We start from the raw sequence: 21,611 nt of genomic DNA, 5'->3' as shown, positions 1-21,611 counted from the left end.
TCGCCAGATGCGCACCCGGGCGACGGCTACGGTGAAGGCCATGACCGACGACATCCTGCTGATCGAGACCGACGCACGAGTGCGCACCCTGACCCTGAACCGTCCGCAGTCCCGCAACGCCCTGTCCGCGGCACTACGCGACCAGTTCTTCGGCGCCCTGGCCGACGCCGAGACCGACGACGGCGTCGACGTCGTCATCGTCACCGGCGCCGACCCGGTGTTCTGCGCCGGGCTGGACCTGAAGGAACTCGGCGATCAGACGGCGCTGCCGGACATCTCCCCGCGCTGGCCGGCCCTGACCAAACCGGTGATCGGCGCGATCAACGGCGCCGCCGTCACCGGCGGGCTCGAGCTGGCGCTGTACTGCGACATCCTGATCGCTTCCGAGCAGGCGCGGTTTGCCGACACCCACGCCAGGGTCGGTCTGCTGCCCACCTGGGGCCTGAGCGTGCGATTGCCGCAGAAGGTGGGCGTGGGCCTGGCCCGCCGGATGAGCATGACCGGCGACTACATCTCGGCCGCCGACGCGCTGCGCGCGGGCCTGGTCACCGAGGTGGTCCCGCACGACCAGCTGCTGCCAACCGCTCGTCAGGTCGCGGCCTCCATCGTCGGCAACAACCAGGACGCGGTGCGCGCGCTGCTCGCCTCCTACCACCACATCGACGACGCGCAGATCGGCGGCGGCCTGTGGCTGGAAGCCGCAGCGGCCCGGCAGTTCAAAACCAGCGGCGACGACATCGCCGCGAACCGCGCCGCGGTGCTGCAGCGCGGACGTTCGCAGGTGCGCTGATCGCATGCACCCGCAGCAGCCGGGCTACTGGCCGCCGCCGCGGCGCAGCAGCACGGATGTCGGGGCGACGGTGGTGCTGTCGATTGCGCAGGCGGTGGCCTCGGCGGTAGCGGTCGTTTCCGCGGCGGCGCTGATGCTGTGGTTGATGATGCCGATCTGTAGTGACAACTGCGACAGTCCGCAAGTCGATCACTTTGTGCACCAGACACTTACCGCGGCGGCCGTCGCGGGCGGCGGGGTCGTGGTCGCCCTGCTGCTGGCCGGTACCGGAATCGCCGTGGCGGCGGCCCGGCGGTCTCCTATGTGGATCTGGCCGGCCGCGGGTCTGGGAATCGTCCTCGTGACCTACGGCGTCTCGGTGGGCGTGTGGATGGCCGGTCTGCCCGCCGGTAGGTGACCGCGGCCTAGCCGATGCGGTGCGTCGTCTCGCTGTCGAAGAAGCACACCTCGTGCGGGTGCGGCACGATCGCCAGGGTCTCCCCCACGCCGACCGCGGTGCGGCGGTCGGTGCGGAACACGATGCGCTGGTTGCCGGTTTCGTTGCCCAATGGCGTTGCGTAGACGAACGATTCGAAGCCGAGTTCCTCGACCAGTTCGACGTGCACGGACAGCGCACCCGGTGTGCCCGCGGGCGTGACATCCCAGGACTCCGGTCGGACACCCATCAGCACCCGCTCGGATGCGCCCCGTGGCACCGGGATGCCCAAGCCGGCGGAGCGCACCGTCCCGTCGGCCACTGCGACCTCCAGCAGGTTCATCGACGGGGCCCCGATGAATGTCGCGACGAAGGTGTTCACCGGATCGTCGTACAGCGCGCGCGGCGTGTCGACCTGTTGCAGCACAACGTCTTTGAGCACGGCAACCCGGTCCCCCATCGTCATCGCCTCCACCTGGTCGTGGGTGACGTAGACGGTGGTGGTGCCCAAACGGCGCTGCAGGCCCGAGATTTGCGAGCGGGTGCTGACCCGCAGTTTGGCGTCCAGGTTGGACAACGGCTCGTCCATGCAGAACACCCGCGGCCGGCGCACGATGGCCCGACCCATCGCGACCCGCTGACGTTGCCCGCCGGACAGTTTCGACGGCTTGCGGTCCAGCAGTTCGGTCAGCTCCAGCATCGCGGCGACTTCTTCGACGCGCCGCTTGGTGTCGGCGCGCGACACTCCGGCGTTGCGCAGTGCGAAACCCATGTTGCCGGCCACCGTCATGTTCGGGTACAGCGCGTAGTTCTGGAACACCATCGCCACGTCGCGGGCCCGCGCCGGCAGCGCGGTGACATCGACGTCGCCGATCGTAATGCTGCCACTTGCAACGGGTTCCAGGCCGGCCAGCATCCGCAGCGTGGTGGATTTGCCGCAACCGGACGGGCCGACCAGCACCAGGAACTCGCCGTCGGCGATGTCGAGATCAAGCCGGTCCACCGACGGGGCTTCGGCGCCCGGATAGCGGTGCGTGACGGCGCGGTACTGCACGCTAGCCACGGTCGGGCAGCTTCCGTTTGATCTGCCGGTCGTAGATGACCTGCAATTGTCGCTGGATGTCGGTGAAGGTCGAGCGCACGTCGGCTCCCCGCAGCCCGATGGACTCCAGCCCGGCCGAGATGACGCGGTCGGCACCTGGCAGGAACACCCGGGCGTAGTCCTGCGGTCGGGTGTTCGGGAGTTGGTCGAACGCCACCCGGGCGCGCGGATTGTCGGCCAGATACTGCTGCTGGCTGGGATCGTCCACCGCTGACTTGCGCACCGCCAGGTATCCGGTGCGCTGACTGAAATAGGCGGTGTTCTGCGGGTTGGTGAGGTAGGCAATGAACTTGACCGCGTTGCGTTTTCGCTCCTCAGACAGATTCGCCGGGATCGCCAGCCCGGCCCCACCCGTCGGGCAGGCGGGCGCACCGCCGGGGCCGGTGGGCAACGGCGCCACCCCGAAGTCGAATCGGGCCTGCGCGGTGATGCCGACCAGCGCGCCCGTCGACGCCACCGTCGAGGCCAGGATGCCGGTGGCGAACTCGTTGGCGATGTTGTTGGCGACGGCCGCATAACGCTTGACATGAATCGAGTCGTGTAGGAACGTGCCCGCCGCGATGGTCTGCGGGTCGGTGAACCTCAGCTCCCACTTGTCCGAATATGCGCCACCGAACGCCCAGTTGGGCCCCTCGAAGGTCCAGGAGATGCCCTCCGAATTGGCCCAGCCGTGTGCCCAATTGCGTTGTCCCACCACCCTTTGCAGCCGCGGGCCCCAGTCGTCGAACTCCTTCCAGGAACTGGGGCCGCGGTCGGGCAAGCCGGCCTGTTCCCACCTGGCTTTGTTGTAGTAGAACAGCGGCGTGGAGCGCGCGTAGGGCAGCGCGTAGTGGTGGCCGTCGAACGCGTAGTCGGCCAACAGCGAGTCGACATAGTCCGAGGTCTGAACCCCTACTTGCCGAAACAGGTCATCGAGTGGGGCTATCACCCCGCTGAGTGCGAAATGGAACCACCAGATGTCGTCCAGCACGACGACATCGGGCACGTCGGCGCCGATGACGGCGGCGTTGAACTTCTGCGCCACCTCGTCGTAGTCCTTGCCCGCGTCGATCAACTTGACCTGCAACCCCGGAAACTCCGCTTGAAAGCGGTTGATCAGCTCTTTCTCCACCGCGGTCGACAGGCCGGGGTGGTTGGACCAGAACGCGATTGGGCCGCTGCCGGACTTGACGGGCCTGGGTCCGCCCATCGCCGCGCAGCCGGCAGTCATCCCGGCGGCCGCGGTCAGCGACAGAAACCTTCTGCGGCTCAAGGTTTCTGGTGCAACCATGCTCACCCCTTCACCGCGCCCGAGGTCAGGCCCTTGATCATCTGGCGTTGCAGGGCGACGAAGATGAGCAGGATCGGCAGCATCGCCAGCAGGGTCACCGCCATCACCGGACCCCAGTTGGTCACGCCCTCGGCCTGCTGCAGGAAGGTCAGGCCGACCGGCAGCGGGGCCACCGATTCGTCGTCGGACATCAGGAAGGGCCACAGGTATTCGTTCCACTCGTTGACCACGGTGATGATGCCGAAGGCGACCATGGTGGGTCCCGACATCGGCAACACCACCCGCAGCAGCAGCTGCCACCACCGCGCGCCGTCCATCCGGGCCGCCTCGATGACCTCGGCGGGCAGCGACAGAAAGTGGTTGCGCATCAAGAACGTTCCGAACGCGACACCGGCCAGCGGCAGGATGATGCCCGGGAAGGTGTTGCGCAGCCCCAGCTGTGAAATCAGCGCGTAATTGGAGATCACGGTGATCTGGTTGGGCACCATCAGCGCGGCGATGATCAACAGGAACACCGCGTTGCGCCCCGGGAACCGCACGAAAACCAGGCCGAACGCGCTGAGCACGCCGAGCACGAACTTCACCAGCGCCAGAACGGTTGTGATGATCACCGAGTTGCGCAGGTATGTCCAGAACGGGATCTGATGGGTGGCGGTCCGGTAGTTCTGCGGATACCAGTGCGGCGGCCACCAGGTGGTGGGTTGGGAATAGATGTCGGGCTGCTGCTTGAACGACGTGAAGAACACGAACGTCAGCGGACCGGCGATCAACAGGATCACCAGCAGCATCGCCGCGTAGCCGAGCAGGCGAGCGGGCCGGAGCGCATCGGAAGTCATTGTCGCTGCTCGCGATCCATCACGCGTACCTGGTAGTAGGTGATGGCCAGCAACACCAGGAACATGATCGTGGCCACGGTGGCTCCGTAACCGGCGCGGAAGTTGCGGAAGGTCTCCACGTACACCTGGAAGACCATCGTGGTGGTGCCGGTGCCCTCCGGGCCGCCACGGGTCATCACGTTGATCACGTCGAACACCTGCAGCGAATTGATCAGCACGGTGATGGACAGGAAGAAGGTGGTGGGACGCAGCTGCGGCAGCAATACCCGGCGAAACGTGGTCCAGCGGCCGGCGCCGTCGATCTCGGCCGCTTCCAACAGATCTCGGCGCACCCCCTGCAGCGCGGCCAGATAGATGACGAAGGTGTAGCCGAGGTTCTTCCAGACATAGGTGACGGTCACCATGAACATCGCCCAGTGCGCATCCTGGTAGAAATCGGGCACCCCGGCCCCGATGCGGTGCAGCAGGTCCTGGATCAGACCGAAATGCGGGTCGAAGACGAACTGGGCGGCCAGGCCAACGGCCGCGCCGGAGATGACGAACGGCGCGAACACCGTGGAGCGCACCAGGTTTCGTCCGCGCAGCGGTTGGTCGAGCAGCATGGCCAGGGCCAGCCCCAACACCATCGAACCGACCACCGCGGCCACGGTGAACACCACGGTGTTGAGCAGAATCTGGGCCGTGTCCGCGCGGGTGAACCACTCGGCGTAGTTGGAAAACCCGACGAACTGCGCCCGCGGGTCGGAGATGTTCCAGTCGAAGAACGACAGTCGGATGTTGTCGGCCAACGGCCGGTAGATGAACAACGACAACAAGGCCAGGTTGGGGCCCACCAACACCACGAACAGTGCGTAGTCCCGACGCGACCGGAGCCGTGGACGTGGGGTCGTCACCGGCGCAGTGTATCGCTCGCCTACCCGCCGGGCCGTTACCGCCGAACGTCACGCCAGCGCAGCGCCCGGCGACGCGAGACACGCTGGCGTGACGCTCGCGGGGCGGGGGGCCGCGGGGCGGGGCGGGGGGGCCGCGGGAGCGGGCCGGGAACGCAGACGCTACCGCGCCCAGCGACCCGACAGCGCCCGCCACCCGCCGAACATCAACCGCAGCACCATGAACAGGCTCAGCCCCGACCAGATGCCGGCCAGCCCCCACCCGAAAGCCAACGACAACCAGATCAGCGGCAGGTAGCCCAGCAGCGCGCTGGTCGCCGTCGCGGTGCGCATGAACGCGGCGTCACCGGCGCCTAGCAACACCCCGTCCAACGCGAAAACTATTCCGGCGACCGGCATTTGGGCCACCAGGAACCACCACGGCACACCGATCGCCGAAAGCACCGATGCGTCGTCGGTGAACAGTCCCGGCAGCACCGCCGACCCCGCCCCCAGCCCAACCGCCAGGATCGCGGCGGCCAGCAGCGAGAACCACGTCACCCGCCGCGCCACCCATTTCGCGTGCGCGACGTCGCCGGCCCCTAAAGCGGCGCCCACCAGCGACTGTGCCGCGATGGCCAACGAATCCAGGACCAGCGCCAGAAACGTCCACAGCTGCAGCACAATCTGATGCGCCGCCAGCGCGGCGGCGCCGAACCGGGCTGCCACCGCGGCCGCCGAGACGTAGCAGACCTGGAAAGCCAGCGTCCGCACGATCAGGTCCCGGGCCATCACCAGCTGGTTGCGCAGCACCGGCCGGTCCGGCCGCAGCGCCACCCGCTCGGCCAGCAGCGCGCCGGCGAACAACAATGCCGCCAGCCACTGGCCGGCCAGGTTGGCCACCGCCGACCCGACCAACCCCAGCCGGGGCAAGCCCAGCCAGCCGTACACCAGCAGCGGGCACAGCAGCGCCGACAACGCGAATCCGGCCACCACGTGGCGCAGCGGCCGCACCGTGTCCTGCACGCCGCGCATCCACCCGTTTCCGGCCAGCGAGACCAGGATGGCCGGCACGCCCAGGATCGCGATCCGCAGCCAGGGCAGGGCGGCCGTCGCGACCGCGGCGCTGCCCGCGATCGCCGACACCGCCGGCACCGCAACGACCTGGACCGCGGCGATGGTCACGACGCCCAGGGCCACGGCGATCCAGGTGGCCTGCACCCCTTCGTGGACGGCAGCCGCACGGTCGCCGGCTCCGAACTGGCGCGCCGAGCGCGCGGTCGTCCCGTACGACAGAAATGTCGATCCGGATCCGACCAGGCCCAGCACCAGGCTGCCGATGGCCAGACCCGCCAGCGACACCGCGCCGAGCCGACCGACCACTGCGGTGTCGAACAACAGGTAGAGCGGCTCGGCGGCCAGCACCCCCAGGGCGGGCAGGGCCAGCGCGGCGATCCGCCGGCCACTGGCACCGCCGCCGGCCGGTGCCGTCATCGCTCAGCCCAACGCGGCACACAGCGACGCGACGGCGTCCTCGATGGAACCGCTGGTCGAGTAGCCGGCGGCCAACCGGTGGCCGCCGCCGCCGAACCCGGACGCCACGGTAGCCAGGTCGACGTTCTTGGCGCGCATCGACACCGACCACTGCCGCGGCTGGACCTCTTTGAACACCGCGGCGACCTCGGCCTGCTGGGTGGTGCGCACGATGTCCACCACGCTCTCGACTTCCTCGGAGCGGGAGTTGAGCCATTCCTGGTGATCGACCACGGCGTAGACCAGGCCGCGGCCCCCGACCGCGTCGGGACACAACTCGGCCGAGCCCAGCACCCGGGACAGCATCGGCAGCCAGGCGAAGGGGTGGCTGTCCATCAATGACCGGCTGATGGACGCGTTGTCCACCCCGAGGTCGACCAGCCGGGCGGCCAACCGCAGGGCGCGGGCGCTGGCCCAGCGGAACGACCCGGTGTCGGTGGTCAGCCCCGCATAGATGCAGTGCGCTACGTCGATGTCGATCGGCTTGCCCCACACGTCGAGGATCTCGGCGATCATCATCGTGGTCGAATCCGCGGTCAGGTCGACGAAGTTCGCGGTGCCGAACATGCCGTTGGAGGCGTGGTGATCGATCACCAGCAGCTGCTGGCCGGGTCCGGCCAGCTCACGCAGGCTGCCGAGGCGGTGCGGGCTGGGCACGTCGACCGTCACCACCAGGTCGACGTCGCGGTGCAGCTGGCCAGGGCTGACCAGCAAGTGACCGCCGGGCAGCGAGCGCAGCGACTCGGGCAGCTCGTCCGGCGCGGCGAAGCTGACCTCGACGCGCTTGTCGCACCGGTCGAGCACCGCGGCCAGCGCCAGGCCGGCCCCGATGGTGTCGGCGTCCGGATGGACGTGACAGATCACCGCGACCGTACCGGCATCCGACAACAACTGGGCGGCGCCGACGGCGTCGACGCGCGCCCCCTCAGGGCGCGGCATGCTGGTCAGCTCAGTCTTCAGGTCGATCTTGCGATCGGTTGTCGTCATCGGTGTCCTCAGCTTCGAGCCCACTCGCACTGCCAAGTCCCCCGGCGGTCGACGGTTCGGCCGCCGTCCCACTGTCACGGTACGGGTCGGCCTCCCCGGCCGGCTTCGCACCCACCCGCACCCGCGCCAGATCAGCATCCGCCGCGCGGGCGCGAGCCAGCAACTCTTCCATCCGGTTCACCGAATCGGCCGTGGTGTCCCGGATGAACGTCAAGGTGGGCGTGAAGCGTACCCCGGTGCCGGCTCCGACCTTGGTGCGCAGTACGCCCCTGGCCCGCTCCAGCGCCGCGGCCGCTGCCTCGTAGTCCGGCTCGTCGTCGAGCGTGGGACCCATCACCGTGTAGTACAGGGTCGCGTCGTGCAGGTCGTTGGTGACCTTGGCGTCGACGATGGTCACCCCGGCCAGGCCCGGATCCTTGATCTCGTACTCGATCGCCGAGGCGACGATGGTGAAGATCCGCTTGGCCAGCCGGCGCGCCCGGGCGGGGTCAGCCATGACGCAGACTCCTACCCACGTTGCTTCTCCACCAACTCGAACGACTCGATGATGTCGCCTTCCTTGATGTCCGAATAACCCAGGGTCAGACCGCATTCGAAGCCCTCGCGAACCTCGGTGACGTCGTCCTTCTCCCGGCGCAGCGAGTTGATCGACAGGTTCTCGGTGACCACGATGTTGTCCCGCAGCAACCGCGCCTTGGCGTTGCGGCGCACCACCCCGGAGGTGATCATGCAGCCGGCGATGATGCCGACCTTGGAGGACCGGAAGATCGCGCGGATCTCGGCGCGACCGAGCTGGTTCTCCTCGTAGATCGGCTTGAGCATGCCGCGCAGGGCCTTCTCGATCTCGTCGATCGCCTGGTAGATCACCGAGTAGTAGCGGATCTCCACACCCTCGCGGTTGGCCAGCTCGGTCGCCTTGCCCTCGGCCCGCACGTTGAAGCCGATGATGATCGCGTCCGACGCCGACGCCAGGTTCACGTTGGTCTCGGTGATGCCACCGACACCGCGGTCGATGACCCGCAGGGCGACCTCGTCGTCGACCTCGATCCCCATCAGGGCCTCTTCCAGCGCCTCGACGGTACCCGCGTTGTCGCCCTTGAGGATCAGGTTCAGCTGGCTGGTTTCCTTCAGCGCCGAGTCCAGGTCCTCCAGGCTGATCCGCTTACGGCTGCGGGCGGCCAGCGCGTTGCGCTTGCGGGCGCTGCGCCGGTCGGCGATCTGGCGGGCGATGCGGTCTTCGTCGACGACCAGGAAGTTGTCACCGGCGCCGGGCACCGACGTGAAGCCGATGACCTGCACCGGACGCGACGGCAGCGCCTCCTCGACGTCGTCGCCGTGTTCGTCGACCATCCGGCGAACCCGGCCGTAGGCGTCGCCGGCGACCACCGAGTCGCCCACCCGCAGCGTGCCGCGCTGCACCAGCACGGTGGCCACCGGGCCACGGCCACGGTCCAGGTGCGCCTCGATGGCCACACCCTGGGCTTCCATGTCGGGGTTGGCCCGCAGGTCCAGGGCGGCGTCGGCGGTCAGCAGCACCGCCTCCTCGAGCGCCTCGATGTTGGTGCCCTGCTTGGCCGAGATGTCGACGAACATGGTCTCGCCGCCGAACTCCTCGGCGACCAGGCCGTACTCGGTGAGCTGACCGCGGATCTTGGCCGGGTCGGCGCCCTCCTTGTCGATCTTGTTGACCGCCACCACGATCGGCACGTCGGCCGCCTGCGCGTGGTTGATGGCCTCCACCGTCTGCGGCATCACACCGTCGTCGGCCGCGACCACCAGGATGGCGATGTCGGTGGCCTTGGCGCCGCGGGCACGCATGGCGGTGAACGCCTCGTGACCCGGGGTGTCGATGAAGGTGATCAGTCGCTCGTTGCCGTCGTGCTCGACGCTGACCTGGTAGGCGCCGATGTGCTGGGTGATGCCGCCGGCCTCGCCCTCGCGGACGTTGGCCTTACGGATGGTGTCCAGCAGGCGGGTCTTGCCGTGGTCGACGTGACCCATCACGGTGACGACCGGCGGACGCTGTTCGAGTTCCTCCTCGCCGCCCTCGTCCTCGCCGTAGGTGAGGTCGAAGGACTCCAGCAGTTCGCGGTCCTCGTCCTCCGGGCTGACCACCTGGACCACATAGTTCATCTCGCTGCCCAGCAGCTCGAGGGTCTCGTCGCCCACCGATTGGGTGGCGGTGACCATCTCCCCGAGGTTGAACAGCGCCTGCACCAGCGCGGCCGGGTTGGCGTTGATCTTGTCGGCGAAGTCGCTCAGCGAGGCGCCGCGGGCCAGCCGGATGGTCTCGCCGTTGCCGTGCGGCAGCCGCACCCCTCCGACGACCGGGGCCTGCATGTTCTCGTACTCGGCGCGTTTGGCCCGCTTGGACTTGCGGCCACGCCGGGGCGCGCCGCCGGGACGGCCGAATGCACCGGCCGCACCGCCACGCTGGCCCGGACGGCCACCGCCGCCGCCACCGCCGCCGGGGCCACCGCCACCGGGACGGCCGCGGAAGCCGCCACCGCCGCCGGGAGCGGCGCCGACGCCACCACCGCCGCGGTAGTTACCGCCGCCGCCGTCGGACCGACCGCCACTGGGCCCGGGACGGGCGCCGCCGGGGCGGGGCGCACCGGTACGCGGCGGACGGGGACCGCCGGCACCACCGGGACGCGGGGGCATGCTGCCGGGCGAGGCACCGCCTGGGCGCGGTGCACCCGGACGGGGCGCACCGGGTCGCGGAGCCTGCGGATGCGGCCGCGGAATGGGCCGATCGACGGGCTGCGCCGACGAGAACGGGTTGTTGCCGACGCGCGGGGTGCGAACGCCCGGCTTGGGCGCGGGTCCGGGCCGGGGGCCGGGTGTCATGCCCGGCTGCGGTGCCTGCGGGCTGGGCGGCTGACCCGGAGCCGGAGCTTGCGGGCCCGGGGTCGGCGGGGCCGGCGCGGTGGGCTTGGCCACCGGAGCCGTCGGAGCAGCTGGGGTGGCCGCCGCGGTGGAGGCGGCCGGAGCTGCCGGAGCTGCCGGAGCTGCCGAGGCCGCAGCGGCCGGACGGGCCGCGCGGCTGGGGTCTGCCGGCTTGGCGACGGCGGGTGACGTCGTCCCGTTGCCGACCGCCTTGTCCAGCGCCCGGTCCAGGGCGGCGTCCGACGGCTTCGCGCCGGCCGCGACCTTGTCGGGTGCCTTGGCCGCCGGGCTTTGCGCGGCGCCCTTCGCGGGTGCCGCCTTGCCGCCGCCGAACGACTCGCGTAGCCGCCGGGCTACCGGCGCCTCCACCGTCGACGACGCGGACTTGACGAATTCGCCCTGTTCATTAAGCCGGGCGAGCACTTCCTTGCTGGTGACACCGAGTTCCTTTGCCAACTCGTGTACGCGGGCCTTACCTGCCACTACATCTCCTGTCTATGAGGCGACAGTGGTGGGCCGCGCCTCGGTTATTAGCTATGACGCATGGTCATCGGGACTTCACGGTGTGCTCATGTTCGTTGCTACCTGTTCTGTTGCCCGGTGGGACGAGCTGAACTGCTCGACCACCGCGGATGTGTCCGGCGAACCGGTGATGCGCAGCGCTCGGGTGAAAGCTCGCCGCCGAATCGCCAGTTGTACGCACTGCGGGTCGGGATGCAGCCATGCACCTCGCCCCGGCAGGCTGGCAGCCTGGTCAACGATCACGGCGTACCCGCCATTCCCGTCCGACCGAGCCACTACGCGCAGCAGTTCGACGGCCAACTCTCGCTTCCGGCATCCGACGCACGTCCGCACCGGTCCACTGGGCTTATCGGGACGTCCGTGCGCTGATGCCGGAGGCTCGCGCTGGATCACGGCTCAGTCTAGCGTCACCGAAGTACTGCTCCGAACCACCCGGCGGGCAGCAGTGGTCCGCGGCCCGGCCGATTAGTGCTCGTGCGCCATTCCGTGACTGGCCCCCTGCTCCGGCTGGTCTCCGGACGGACCCGGCGAGTCACCGCGGATGTCGATGCGCCAGCCGGTCAGCCGGGCCGCCAGCCTGGCGTTCTGTCCTTCCTTGCCGATCGCCAGGGACAGCTGGAAGTCGGGCACCACCACGCGCGCGGCCCGGGCGGTCTGGTCGATCACCTGCACCGAGACGACCTTGGCCGGCGACAGCGCGTTGGCCACGAAGCGGGCCGGGTCTTCGTCGAAGTCGATGATGTCGATCTTCTCCCCGGACAGCTCGCTCATCACGTTGCGGACCCGCTGACCCATCGGACCGATGCAGGCGCCCTTGGCGTTCAAGCCCGCGACGTTGGACTTCACCGCGATCTTGGAGCGATGGCCGGCCTCGCGGGCCACCGCGACGATCTCGACCGATCCGTCGGCGATCTCGGGCACTTCCAGCGAGAACAGCTTGCGCACCAGGTTGGGGTGGGTGCGCGACAGCGTGATCACCGGCTCGCGGGCGCCGCGGCTCACGCCGACGACATAGCAGCGCACCCGGTTGCCGTGTTCGTAACTTTCGCCGGGGACCTGCTCGGCGGCTGGGATGACGCCCTCGGAGGCCTTGGCCTCGGTGCCCATCCGCACCACCACCAGCCCGCGGGCGTTGGCCCGGCTGTCGCGCTGGATGACCCCGGCGACGATTTCGCCCTCCCGGGTGGAGAACTCACCGAAGGTGCGCTCGTTCTCGGCGTCCCGGAAACGCTGCAGCATCACCTGGCGCGCGGTGGTGGCGGCGATGCGGCCGAAACCCTCCGGGGTGTCGTCCCACTCGCTGATCAGGTTGCCTTCGTCGTCGGTCTCGCAGGCGATCACCCGCACCACACCGCTCTTACGGTCGATCTCGATACGCGCCTCGGTCTGGTGGCCCTGGGTGTGCCGGTACGCGGTGAGCAGCGCGGACTTGATCGTCTCGAGCAGTTCGTTGACCGAGATACCCCGGTCCACTTCGATCGCGTGCAGCGCGGCCATGTCGATGTTCACGTTCCGCCCTCCATCCCCTGCGCCAATTCCAGCTCGGCTTGTGCCGGCGGCGAAAATTCAACCTGCACAACAGCTTTGACGATCTCGGCGAGCGGGACTTCGCGTATCGCCAGGTCTCGTCCGGCGCGCACCACCAGAGCCACCGAGTCGTCCCTCATCGGGCCGACCCGGCCCGTCAACCGCGATCCGTCTGCCAGCGTGACGTCCACTTTGCGCCCGCGCGCCCGGCGGAAGTGCTTTTCGCTGGTCAACGGACGCTCCACACCCGGAGAGCTGACCTCGAGGATGTAGGTGTCCGTCCCGCCGCGGTTCGCGCCGGCCGACCCGTCGAGGCCGTCCAGGCCGTCCAGCAGGTTCGACGCCGAGCGGGACAGCTCCGCGATGGTGTCCAGATCCAGGGCCTGATCGCCGTCGGCGACCACGGTGATGCGCGGCGGACGGCAGCGGCTGTCGATGACCACGTCTTCGATCTCGTAACCGGCGCGCGCGAACTCAGCGCTGAGCAGCTCGATCACCTGCTCCTGCGAAGGTAGCCCGATGGTCACGGCGAGCTCCTGATCTTGAGTTGTGGTCGTTCGACGGTCCCCCGGCGGGGTCGCCACCCAGACTTGCGGCCAGCTCACAACGATACGCCAGGAATGAGCAATGACGCCTTGATCACGTCGTCGGGCCCGACGGGCTACGCCTGCCCCCGACTGCCGATGTGTCCGCCGGTTGCCGTGACGTCGGCCACGGTGAGGTGATGGCAGGATGTGGGGCGTGTCCAGAGCAGTGCCGGTGATCAGTCGGCGGGGTGTGCTGGCCGGCGGTGCGGCACTCGCCGCGCTCGGGGTGATCACCGCCTGCGGCGAGTCGGCGCCCAAGCCGCCCGTCGTCGAGGAGTTGCTGGGTCCGCTGGAACAGGCCCGGCACGACAGCGCGCTGGCCAGCGCGGCCGCCGGAGCCGTAGGCAGCCCGCCCCAGATTGCGGCCGCGTTGAGCGTGGTCGCCACCCAGCGCGCCGCGCATGCCCGGGCGCTGTCCACCGAGATCGCCCGCGCCGCGGGCAAGCTGGTCTCCTCGACGAGCGAGACGAGCAGTAGCAGCAGCAGCGCCAGCCCGGCGGGCGAGCCGGAGGCACCGCCACCCCCGCCACCGGCCGTCTCGGACGTCATCGACTCGCTGCGCAAGTCGGCCGAGGACGCCAACCGACTGGTGGCGAGCTCGTCGGGCTACCGGGCCGGGCTGCTCGGATCGATCGCAGCGTCGTGCACCGCGTCGGCCACCGTCGCCCTGGTACCGGGGGGACCGTCGATATGACCGGCCCGAAGCGGGCGCCGGCGGGAAAGGACGCGGACGTGGCGGCGCTGGGCGAGGCGCTCGCCGTCGAACACGCCACCATCTACGGCTACGGCATCGTGTCGGCGATGTCGCCGCCCAGCGTCAACGATCTGGTGGTGGAGGCGCTCAACCAGCACCGGCAGCGGCGCGACGATGTGATCGCGATGCTGACCGCACGCAAGGCCAGCGTGCCGGTGGCCGCGGCCGGCTACCAGCTGCCCTCGCCGGTAGCCAGCCCCTCGGAAGCGGCCCGGCTGGCGGCGCGGATGGAAAACGACGGCGCCACGGCGTGGCGGGCGGTCGTGGAGCACGCCGACACCGCCGAGGACCGCGCGTTCGCCTCCACCGCGCTGACCCAGAGCGCGGTGCTGGCCGCCCGCTGGAACAAGGTGCTGGGCGGCTGGCCCATCACCACGTCGTTCCCGGGCGGCTCGGAGTAGGTCAGCGGCTCATGGCGGCGACGAGGTCGGTGGCCAGGGAGTCGCCGACGCCCAGTTCGGTGGTCTGTCCGGCGAACCGGTCGCGCAGCTCCACCCGGCCGTCCGCCCAGCCCCGGCCGACCACGACCACCCAGGGCATGCCGAGCAGTTCGGCGTCCCTGAACTTCACCCCGGGGGATGCCTGACGGTCGTCGAGCAGGACCTCGACACCGACTTTGTCCAGTTCGGCGGCCAGCTTCTCCGCGCCCAGCCGAGCCTCGGGGTCTTTGTTGGCGATCACCAGATGCACGTCGAACGGCGCTATCGACGACGGCCAGCGCAGCCCGAGTTCGTCGTGGTGCTGTTCGGCCACGACGGCGACCAGCCGGGACACCCCGATGCCGTAGGAGCCCATGGTCAGCCGGACCGGCTTGCCGTCCTCGCCGAGCACGTCGGCGGTGAACGCGTCGGCGTATTTGCGGCCGAGCTGGAAGATGTGCCCGATCTCGATGCCGCGCGCCATGACCAACGGCCCGGCGCCGTCCGGCGAGGGATCGCCTTCGCGTACCTCGGCGGCCTCGATGGTGCCGTCGGCGGTGAAGTCGCGCCCGGCGACCAGGCCGACGACGTGGCGGCCGGGTTCGTCGGCGCCGGTGATCCAGCTGCTGCCGTCCACCACCCGGGGGTCGACGAGGAAGCGAACCTTGTTCTCCCGCAACGCTTTCGGGCCGATGTAGCCCTTTACCAGGAATGGGTGCCGGGCGAAGTCGGCGTCGTCGAGCAGCGCGTACTCGGCGGGTTCCAGCGCGGCGGCCAGCCGCTTGTCGTCAACCTCGCGGTCGCCTGGGACGCCGATGGCCAGCAGCTCCCACTCCCCGCCCGGCTGGCGAACCTTGACCAGGACGTTCTTCAGGGTGTCGGCGGCGGTGACGGTGCGGTCCAGCGCCGCGTTGGCCCAGTCGACCAGGGTGGCGATGGTCGGGGTGTCGCCGGTGTCGTGGACCTGCGCCTCGGGCAATCCGTCGGTGGGCCGGCTCTCCGGGCGGGCGGTGACGACGGCTTCGACATTGGCGGCGTATCCGGATTCCGGGCAGCGGACGAAAGTGTCCTCGCCGATCGGGCTCTCGGCCAAAAATTCCTCGGAGGCACTGCCGCCCATCGCGCCGGAGACCGCCGATACGACGACGTAGCGCACCTGCAGCCGGTCGAAGATGCGCTGGTAGGCCTCGCGGTGGGCGTGATAGGACGCTTTGAGCCCGGCGGCGTCGATGTCGAAGGAGTAGGAGTCCTTCATCACGAATTCGCGGCCGCGCAGGATCCCGGCCCGGGGGCGGGCCTCGTCGCGGAACTTGGTCTGGATTTGGTACAGCGTGAGCGGGAAGTCCTTGTAGGAGCTGTACTCGCCCTTGACGGTCAGGGTGAAAATCTCTTCGTGGGTGGGGCCCAGCAGGTAGTCGTTGCCGCGCCGGTCCTTGACCCGGAACACGCCGTCGCCGTACTCGGTCCAGCGGTTGGTGGTTTCGTAGGGCGCGCGGGGCAGCAGCGCCGGCAGCAGGATCTCCTGGCCCCCGATGGCGTTCATCTCCTCGCGGACGACGCGTTCGATGTTGCGCAGCACTCTCAGGCCCAGCGGCAGCCAGCTGTACATGCCCGGCGCGACGGGTCGGACGTACCCGGCGCGGATCAGCAGTTTGTGGCTGGGCACTTCGGCGTCGGCGGGGTCGTCGCGCAGCGTGCGCAGGAACAGCTCGGACATCCGGGTGATCACAGGCGGCAAGCCTAGCTTGGTGGCCAGGGACGGGCCGCCGAGGAGTCAGCTGGTGGCTGCGCCAGGCGGTTTGCGTTGAAGGCAGGGCGTTGGGTGTGAACGCAGGGCTTTGGGTGTGAAGTCAGGGCGTTGAGTGTGACGTTAGGGCGTTGAGTGTGACGTTAGGGCGTTGAGTGTGAAGGCAGGGCGGCTTTTTTGCAGAATTCCCGCCCAGGCTTCACACCGAAAGCCGAGGCTTCACACTCAAAGCCCAGGCTTCACCTGCTATAAGCGCGGAGAACGGCGGTGGTCGCTTTGCGGCCTTCCCTGCGTGTCGATGGGAGTGGGCGGCCGGAGACTCAGCAGCTACCCGGCCACCGGCCTGGCAATGCGGCCAAGCTTAGGAGGATCAAAGCTCCCCGGCGTCCATCGCTTCCTTGACTTCCTGCGCGTGCGCGACCTGCTCGGGCGTGTACCCGATGAACAGCGCCGCACAGCCCACGATGACGGCCGCGCCGGCCACCCACAGCAGCCCGTAGGTGTAGCCGTGGTCGAGCGCCCGCAACTGCGCGTCGTTCATGAACTTCACCGGGCCGGTGGTGCCGCCCAGGAACAGGGTGCGGGAGGTGATCACGGCCTGGATGACGGCCAGCACCAGCGGGCCACCCAGGCTCTGCAGCATCAGCGTCAGCGCCGAAACCGGTCCGATCTGGTCGAATCCGACGCCGGCGATGGCCGACAGGGTCAGCGGCACGACGACCATACCGATCCCGATGCCGCCGACGACGATCGGCATCACCAGGTTCGGGAAGTACGGCACGCCGCGGTGCATGAACATCGAGCCGTAGATCATGGCGCCCAGTAGCAGCCAGCCGCCGCCGATCGTCAGCACCCGCGGCGAGAACCGGGACACCAGCTGCGAGGAGATGCCCAGACCGATGCCCATCGCGATGACGAACGGGATGAAGCCGATGCCCGCCCGCAGCGCGCTGTAGCCGAGGATGTCCTGCACGTACAGGCCGATGCAGACGGTGAGGCTGAACATGACACCGCCGGCCAGCAGGATGGCCACGAAGGTGACCAGCCGGTTGCGGTCACGGAACAGCTCGAACGGGATGACCGGGTTCTCGGCCTTGCGCTCGACGATGGCGAACGCGATGGCAGCCGCCCCGGCGACCAGGCCGGAGCCGATGGTGGTGACCGAGATCCAGCCCTTCTCCGGGCCGATCGAGAAGGCAAAGACGGCCGCGGTGCACGCCAGCGTGGCCAGCATGGCGCCGGTGGCGTCGAGCTTCATCCGCTCCCGGTTGGTCTCTCGCAGCGCGGTGCGGGCCAGGTAGATCATCACCAGCCCGATCGGCACGTTCACCAGGAACGCCAGCCGCCAGGAGTATTCGGTCAGGAAGCCACCGACGACCAGGCCCATCACCGAGCCGATCGCCGTCATGGCGGCGAACACCGCGGTGGCGAAGTTACGCGCCGGGCCCTTGGGGAATGTGGTCGCCACCAGGGCCAGTCCGGTGGGAGATGCGATCGCCGACCCCACGCCTTGGGACAGCCGGGCGATGACCATGGTCGCCTCGTCCCAGGCGACCGCGCACAGCACCGAGGAGATGGTGAACAGCGCGACGCCGACGATGAACGTTCGTTTGCGGCCGATGGTGTCGCCGAGGCGACCGCCGAGCAGCATCAGCCCGCCGAAGGTCAGCACGTAGGCGGTGATCACCCAGCTCCGGCCCGCGTCGGACAGGCTGAGCTCGTTCTGGATCTTAGGAAGCGCCACGATCGCGACGGTGCTGTCCATCGTTGCCAGCAGCTGCATCCCGCCGATCGCGATGACCGCGGCGATGAACCGGCGCGACGGCAGCCATGTCGGGTAATACCTGCTCATGCGCTGCAAAGCGGTCTCCACCGATCGCGTGGGACGCTCCTGGGCCGAACGTTCTGAGCGTCCATCAGTCCAAGTGTGGACTGTCCGCTCGGATTCGTTGAGAGCCGTCATAGCGGGTTACCTTACAGTAATCTTAAGAATTGTTTAAACCCCAGCCGGCCCGGAGGCCATTTGCAGGCCTACGACGGGGCCGATAACGATGATCGCGGGAGGTCGGATGCCTTCCGCACGGATTTTCTCCGGCGTGTCCGCCAATGTCGCCCGCAGCGTCAGCTGTGCCGCCGTGGTGCCGTGCTGCACCACCAAGACGGGTGTTTGCGCAGGTCGGCCGCCTTTCAGCAACGCCGCGGCGAAGAGTTCGACGCGTTCCACCGCCATCAGCAACACGATCGTTCCGGTCATTGCTGCCAAAGCATCCCAATTCACTAACGATTCGGGATGGTCGGGCGCCAGGTGCCCGCTGACCACCACAAATTCGTGATTTACGGCCCGGTGCGTGACCGGAACACCCGCCGCGGCCGGTACTGCTATGGCACTTGTCACACCTGGCACCACGGTCACCGGAATCCCGGCCTCGGCGCACGCCTGCACCTCCTCGAATCCCCGGGCGAAGACGAACGGATCCCCGCCTTTGAGTCGCACGACGAACTTCCCGGCCCGGGCCCGCTCGATCAGGACGGCGTTGATGGCGTCCTGGGCCATGGCCCGGCCGTAGGGGATCTTGGCCGCGTCGATGATCTCGACGTGCGGGCCGAGCTCGGCAAGCAGCTCGGCCGGCGCGAGCCGGTCTGTGACCACCACGTCGGCTTGGGCGAGCAGCCGGCGACCGCGCACCGTGATCAGTTCCGGGTCGCCCGGGCCGCCCCCGACCAGCGCCACCCGGCCGGGCTCGGTGTCGGAGTTCTCGATGCCGGAGTTTTCGGTGCTGATGAGCCCCTGCTGCAGCGCCTCACGGATGGCCGAGCGGATGGCCGCCGAACGGCGATGCTCGCCGCCGGCCAGCACTCCCACCGAAAGGCCCGCGTAACTGAACGTTGCCGGGGTGACCGCGGTGCCCTCCACGGCGATGTCGGCCCGCACGCAGAAAATCCGCCGGCGTTCGGCCTCGGCCACCACGGCGGCGTTGACCTGCGGATCATTGGTGGCTGCGAGTGCATACCAGGCGTCTTGCAGATCGCCGTCGCGGTACTCGCGCACCGACAGGGTGATGCCTTCCATCGCCTCCACGGAGCGGGTGGCGCTGCGCGAGACGACGTGCACGTCGGCGCCGCTGGCGATCAGCAGCGGTAACCGGCGCTGCGCGACGCTGCCCCCGCCGACGACGACGACTTTGCGGCCGGCCAGTCGCAGTCCCGCGAGGTAGGGGCTCTCGGTCACCGGGCAAGCTTAATGTTCGGCCGCCGGGGGCGTTCGGCCGCGAGTATGACTGCGGGTGCGATTGCGGGTGCGACCGCGCCGCGGATTGCGGTGCTGAATTTCGCGGTGCCGTTACGCGGCGACAGTCGCGGCCGTTACGTTCGCGGGCTCAGTGCGCCGGCGTGGGCGACGAACCGGGCCACCGCCCCGGGTATGGCCGCCGCGTGGGTGTGCAGATACGACGCGTGCACGCCATGGTGCACGGCACCTTCGCCACCGGGCCGGCCCCGCCCTGCCTGGCGATACGCCCAGGCGGGCTGGTAGGAGCGGGCGAAAGTGATTGCGGTTCGGTGGAATTCGTGCCCCACCACCCGCTCGCCGAGGGTGTGCAGTGGCGAGTCGGCCAGCGCGACCGCGTCGCGGTAGCCGAGGGTGAGCCGCTGGGTGAATTGCGCCGATCCGGCCAGCACGCCACACATCGGGTGCCCGTCCACGTCGGACACCAGATAGATCAGCCCGGCGCATTCGGCGTGCACGGGGGCTCCGGCCGCGGCCAGCTCGCCGATCTGGCGGCGCAGGCCGGCGTTGGCGGACAGCTCGGCGGCGAACTGCTCGGGGAATCCGCCCGGCAGCAGCACGGCACCCGCCCCGTCGGGCAGCAGATCGGACAGCGGATCGAACTCGGCGATCTGGGCGCCGGCCGCCCGCAACAGCTCGGCATGCTCGGGGTAGCCGAAGCTGAACGCCTTGCCCGACGCCACCGCGACCATGGCGCGCCGTGCGATCGGCGGGCCCACCGCGGCCGCCGGATCCCACGCCGGGTCCTCGACACGGCACGAGGCGGCGGCCAGCACGGCGGCCAGATCGACGTGCCGGCCCACCAGATCGGTCATCGCCTCGACCGCCCGCCGGGCGTGCCGGCCGTACTCGATCGCCGTCACCAGTCCCAGATATCTTGTCGGAAGCTCTAATTCGGCGGCGCGCGGAATGGCGCCCAGCACTGGGACGCCGGCCTGCTCGCACGCCTGCCGCAATACCTGTTCGTGCCCGTCGGTGCCGACCCGGTTGAGGATGACGCCGCGGACCCGAGTGTGCGGATCGAACGTCGAAAAGCCGTGCAACAGAGCGGCAATACTGTGACTCTGACCCCGCGCGTCGACCACCAGGATCACCGGAGCGCCCAGCAGACCCGCGACGTGCGCGGTCGAACCCGCTGCCGGGCCCGCTGCGTCCGAATCGATCCGTCCGTCGAACAGTCCCATCACACCTTCGATCACCGCGACGTCGGCGCCTACGGTGCCGTGCCGGTACAGCGGGCCGATCAGCCGCTCCCCCACCAGCAGCGGGTCCAGGTTGCGCCCGGGGCGCCCGGCGGCCATCGCGTGATAGCCGGGGTCGATGAAGTCCGGGCCCACCTTGAACGGCGCCACCCGGTGACCGGACCGGTTCAGCGCCCCGATCAAACCCGTTGCGACAGTGGTCTTTCCGCTGCCGGAAGCCGGCGCGGCGATGACGACGGCCGGTGTCGGGGCCGCGGTCACCACTCGATGCCTTTCTGCCCCTTGCGGCCGGCGTCCATCGGGTGCTTGACCTTGGTCATCTCGGTCACCAGGTCGGCGGCCTCGATCAGGCGCGGCGGAGCGTCGCGCCCGGTGATCACCACGTGTTGATGGCCGGGCCGGGCGGTCAAAGCGCTGACCACGGCGTCGACGTCGATCCAGCCCCACTTCAGCGGGTAGGTGAACTCGTCGAGCACGTAGAAGTCGTGTTGTCCGGCGGCCAGCCGACGCGCGATCTCCGCCCAGCCGCCGGCGGCGGCCGCCGCATGATCGACCTCGCTGCCGGCTTTGCGTGTCCAGGACCAGCCGGCGCCCATCTTGTGCCATTCCACCGCACCGCCGACGTGGTGTTCGTCGTGCAACCGGCCGAGGTGCGCAAACGCCGCTTCCTCCCCCACCTTCCACTTCGCGCTCTTCACGAATTGGAAGACCGCGACGTTCAGGCCGGCGTTCCAGGCCCGCAACGCCATTCCGAATGCGGCTGTCGACTTGCCTTTTCCGTCGCCGGTGTGCACGGCCAGCACGGGGGTGTGCCGCCGCGCCCGGGTGGTCAGGCCGTCGTCGGGTACTTCGATCGGATTACCCTGTGGCATAGTC

Annotated in this window: 19 protein-coding genes and 1 pseudogene; 4 read left to right on the top strand and 16 right to left on the bottom strand. The window is 69.2% G+C overall.

Annotated features, from left to right (window positions below; genetic code table 11):
• Positions 1-40: 40 nt before the first annotated feature.
• Positions 41-790: an enoyl-CoA hydratase gene (locus tag MKCMC460_RS11135; protein ID WP_236976485.1), complete on the top strand. Its 750-nt coding sequence runs from the start codon at positions 41-43 to the stop codon at positions 788-790.
• A gap of 4 nt (positions 791-794) precedes the next feature.
• Complete coding sequence (locus MKCMC460_RS11130) at positions 795-1,187, top strand: hypothetical protein (RefSeq protein WP_236976486.1); 393 nt, start codon at positions 795-797, stop codon at positions 1,185-1,187.
• A 7-nt stretch (positions 1,188-1,194) separates the two neighbouring features.
• On the opposite strand, the gene MKCMC460_RS11125 is transcribed toward MKCMC460_RS11130, so the two are convergent.
• The 11 genes from MKCMC460_RS11125 to rimP all read right to left on the bottom strand — a co-directional run bounded on the left by MKCMC460_RS11125 (position 1,195) and on the right by rimP (position 13,267).
• Positions 1,195-2,268, bottom strand: coding sequence for an ABC transporter ATP-binding protein (locus tag MKCMC460_RS11125; RefSeq protein ID WP_236976487.1), 1,074 nt, complete (start codon positions 2,266-2,268; stop codon positions 1,195-1,197).
• A complete protein-coding gene (locus tag MKCMC460_RS11120) occupies positions 2,261-3,577 on the bottom strand; it encodes an ABC transporter substrate-binding protein (RefSeq protein ID WP_236976488.1) in 1,317 nt (438 codons plus the stop codon). The genes MKCMC460_RS11125 and MKCMC460_RS11120 overlap by 8 nt, the downstream gene beginning before the upstream one ends.
• 2 nt (positions 3,578-3,579) lie before the next feature.
• Positions 3,580-4,413, bottom strand: coding sequence for a carbohydrate ABC transporter permease (locus MKCMC460_RS11115; RefSeq protein WP_238305705.1), 834 nt, complete (start codon positions 4,411-4,413; stop codon positions 3,580-3,582).
• Positions 4,410-5,306 carry a carbohydrate ABC transporter permease gene (locus MKCMC460_RS11110; RefSeq protein ID WP_236976490.1) on the bottom strand — a complete coding sequence of 299 codons (897 nt, stop codon included), beginning with the start codon at positions 5,304-5,306 and terminating at the stop codon, positions 4,410-4,412. The genes MKCMC460_RS11115 and MKCMC460_RS11110 overlap by 4 nt, the downstream gene beginning before the upstream one ends.
• Before the next feature lie 159 nt (positions 5,307-5,465).
• The gene (locus tag MKCMC460_RS11105; protein ID WP_236976492.1) at positions 5,466-6,776 is read right to left on the bottom strand and encodes an MATE family efflux transporter; all 1,311 of its coding nucleotides are present in this window, start codon (positions 6,774-6,776) and stop codon (positions 5,466-5,468) included.
• A gap of 3 nt (positions 6,777-6,779) precedes the next feature.
• A complete protein-coding gene (locus MKCMC460_RS11100; RefSeq protein ID WP_236976493.1) occupies positions 6,780-7,802 on the bottom strand; it encodes a bifunctional oligoribonuclease/PAP phosphatase NrnA in 1,023 nt (340 codons plus the stop codon).
• Positions 7,765-8,298 carry a 30S ribosome-binding factor RbfA gene (gene rbfA, locus MKCMC460_RS11095; RefSeq protein ID WP_236976494.1) on the bottom strand — a complete coding sequence of 178 codons (534 nt, stop codon included), beginning with the start codon at positions 8,296-8,298 and terminating at the stop codon, positions 7,765-7,767. Before rbfA ends, MKCMC460_RS11100 begins: the two co-directional genes overlap by 38 nt.
• 11 nt (positions 8,299-8,309) lie before the next feature.
• Positions 8,310-11,174, bottom strand: a complete 2,865-nt coding sequence (gene infB / locus MKCMC460_RS11090; protein WP_238305703.1) for a translation initiation factor IF-2 — start codon at positions 11,172-11,174, stop codon at positions 8,310-8,312.
• A 75-nt stretch (positions 11,175-11,249) separates the two neighbouring features.
• Complete coding sequence (locus MKCMC460_RS11085) at positions 11,250-11,513, bottom strand: YlxR family protein (RefSeq protein WP_370653109.1); 264 nt, start codon at positions 11,511-11,513, stop codon at positions 11,250-11,252.
• Positions 11,514-11,678: 165 nt separating this feature from the next.
• Positions 11,679-12,722 carry a transcription termination factor NusA gene (nusA, locus tag MKCMC460_RS11080; protein ID WP_236976497.1) on the bottom strand — a complete coding sequence of 348 codons (1,044 nt, stop codon included), beginning with the start codon at positions 12,720-12,722 and terminating at the stop codon, positions 11,679-11,681.
• Complete coding sequence (gene rimP / locus MKCMC460_RS11075; protein ID WP_236976498.1) at positions 12,719-13,267, bottom strand: ribosome maturation factor RimP; 549 nt, start codon at positions 13,265-13,267, stop codon at positions 12,719-12,721. Before rimP ends, nusA begins: the two co-directional genes overlap by 4 nt.
• Positions 13,268-13,481: 214 nt before the next feature.
• Between rimP and MKCMC460_RS11070 the strand changes: the two genes are divergently transcribed.
• Together MKCMC460_RS11070 and MKCMC460_RS11065 are read left to right on the top strand one after the other, a co-directional pair.
• The gene (locus MKCMC460_RS11070; protein ID WP_238305701.1) at positions 13,482-14,021 is read left to right on the top strand and encodes a twin-arginine translocation signal domain-containing protein; all 540 of its coding nucleotides are present in this window, start codon (positions 13,482-13,484) and stop codon (positions 14,019-14,021) included.
• On the top strand, positions 14,018-14,482 hold the full coding sequence (locus MKCMC460_RS11065) for a ferritin-like domain-containing protein (protein ID WP_236976501.1): 465 nt from the start codon (positions 14,018-14,020) through the stop codon (positions 14,480-14,482). The genes MKCMC460_RS11070 and MKCMC460_RS11065 overlap by 4 nt, the downstream gene beginning before the upstream one ends.
• 1 nt (position 14,483) lies before the next feature.
• Here the strand turns inward: MKCMC460_RS11065 and MKCMC460_RS11060 are convergent, their stop codons facing one another.
• From MKCMC460_RS11060 to cobO, 5 genes and pseudogenes are all read right to left on the bottom strand, one after another.
• Complete coding sequence (locus MKCMC460_RS11060) at positions 14,484-16,229, bottom strand: proline--tRNA ligase (RefSeq protein WP_238305700.1); 1,746 nt, start codon at positions 16,227-16,229, stop codon at positions 14,484-14,486.
• Between the two features lie 388 nt (positions 16,230-16,617).
• Positions 16,618-18,210: an MFS transporter gene (locus tag MKCMC460_RS11055; protein ID WP_236976503.1), complete on the bottom strand. Its 1,593-nt coding sequence runs from the start codon at positions 18,208-18,210 to the stop codon at positions 16,618-16,620.
• A gap of 22 nt (positions 18,211-18,232) precedes the next feature.
• A pseudogene (gene cobA / locus MKCMC460_RS11050) lies at positions 18,233-19,476 on the bottom strand (uroporphyrinogen-III C-methyltransferase).
• 134 nt (positions 19,477-19,610) lie between these two features.
• Positions 19,611-20,996 (bottom strand): cobyrinate a,c-diamide synthase, encoded by a 1,386-nt coding sequence (locus MKCMC460_RS11045; RefSeq protein WP_236976505.1) that lies wholly within the window; start codon positions 20,994-20,996, stop codon positions 19,611-19,613.
• Positions 20,993-21,607, bottom strand: coding sequence for a cob(I)yrinic acid a,c-diamide adenosyltransferase (gene cobO, locus MKCMC460_RS11040; protein WP_236976507.1), 615 nt, complete (start codon positions 21,605-21,607; stop codon positions 20,993-20,995). Before cobO ends, MKCMC460_RS11045 begins: the two co-directional genes overlap by 4 nt.
• Between the last annotated feature and the right edge of the window lie 4 nt (positions 21,608-21,611).

This window comes from Mycobacterium sp. 20KCMC460 (assembly GCF_022179425.1).
Classification (GTDB): Bacteria; Actinomycetota; Actinomycetes; order Mycobacteriales; family Mycobacteriaceae; genus Mycobacterium; species Mycobacterium kiyosense.
The sequence above is the reverse complement of the archived record's forward strand: the minus strand, read 5'-3'. Positions and strand labels throughout refer to the sequence as shown.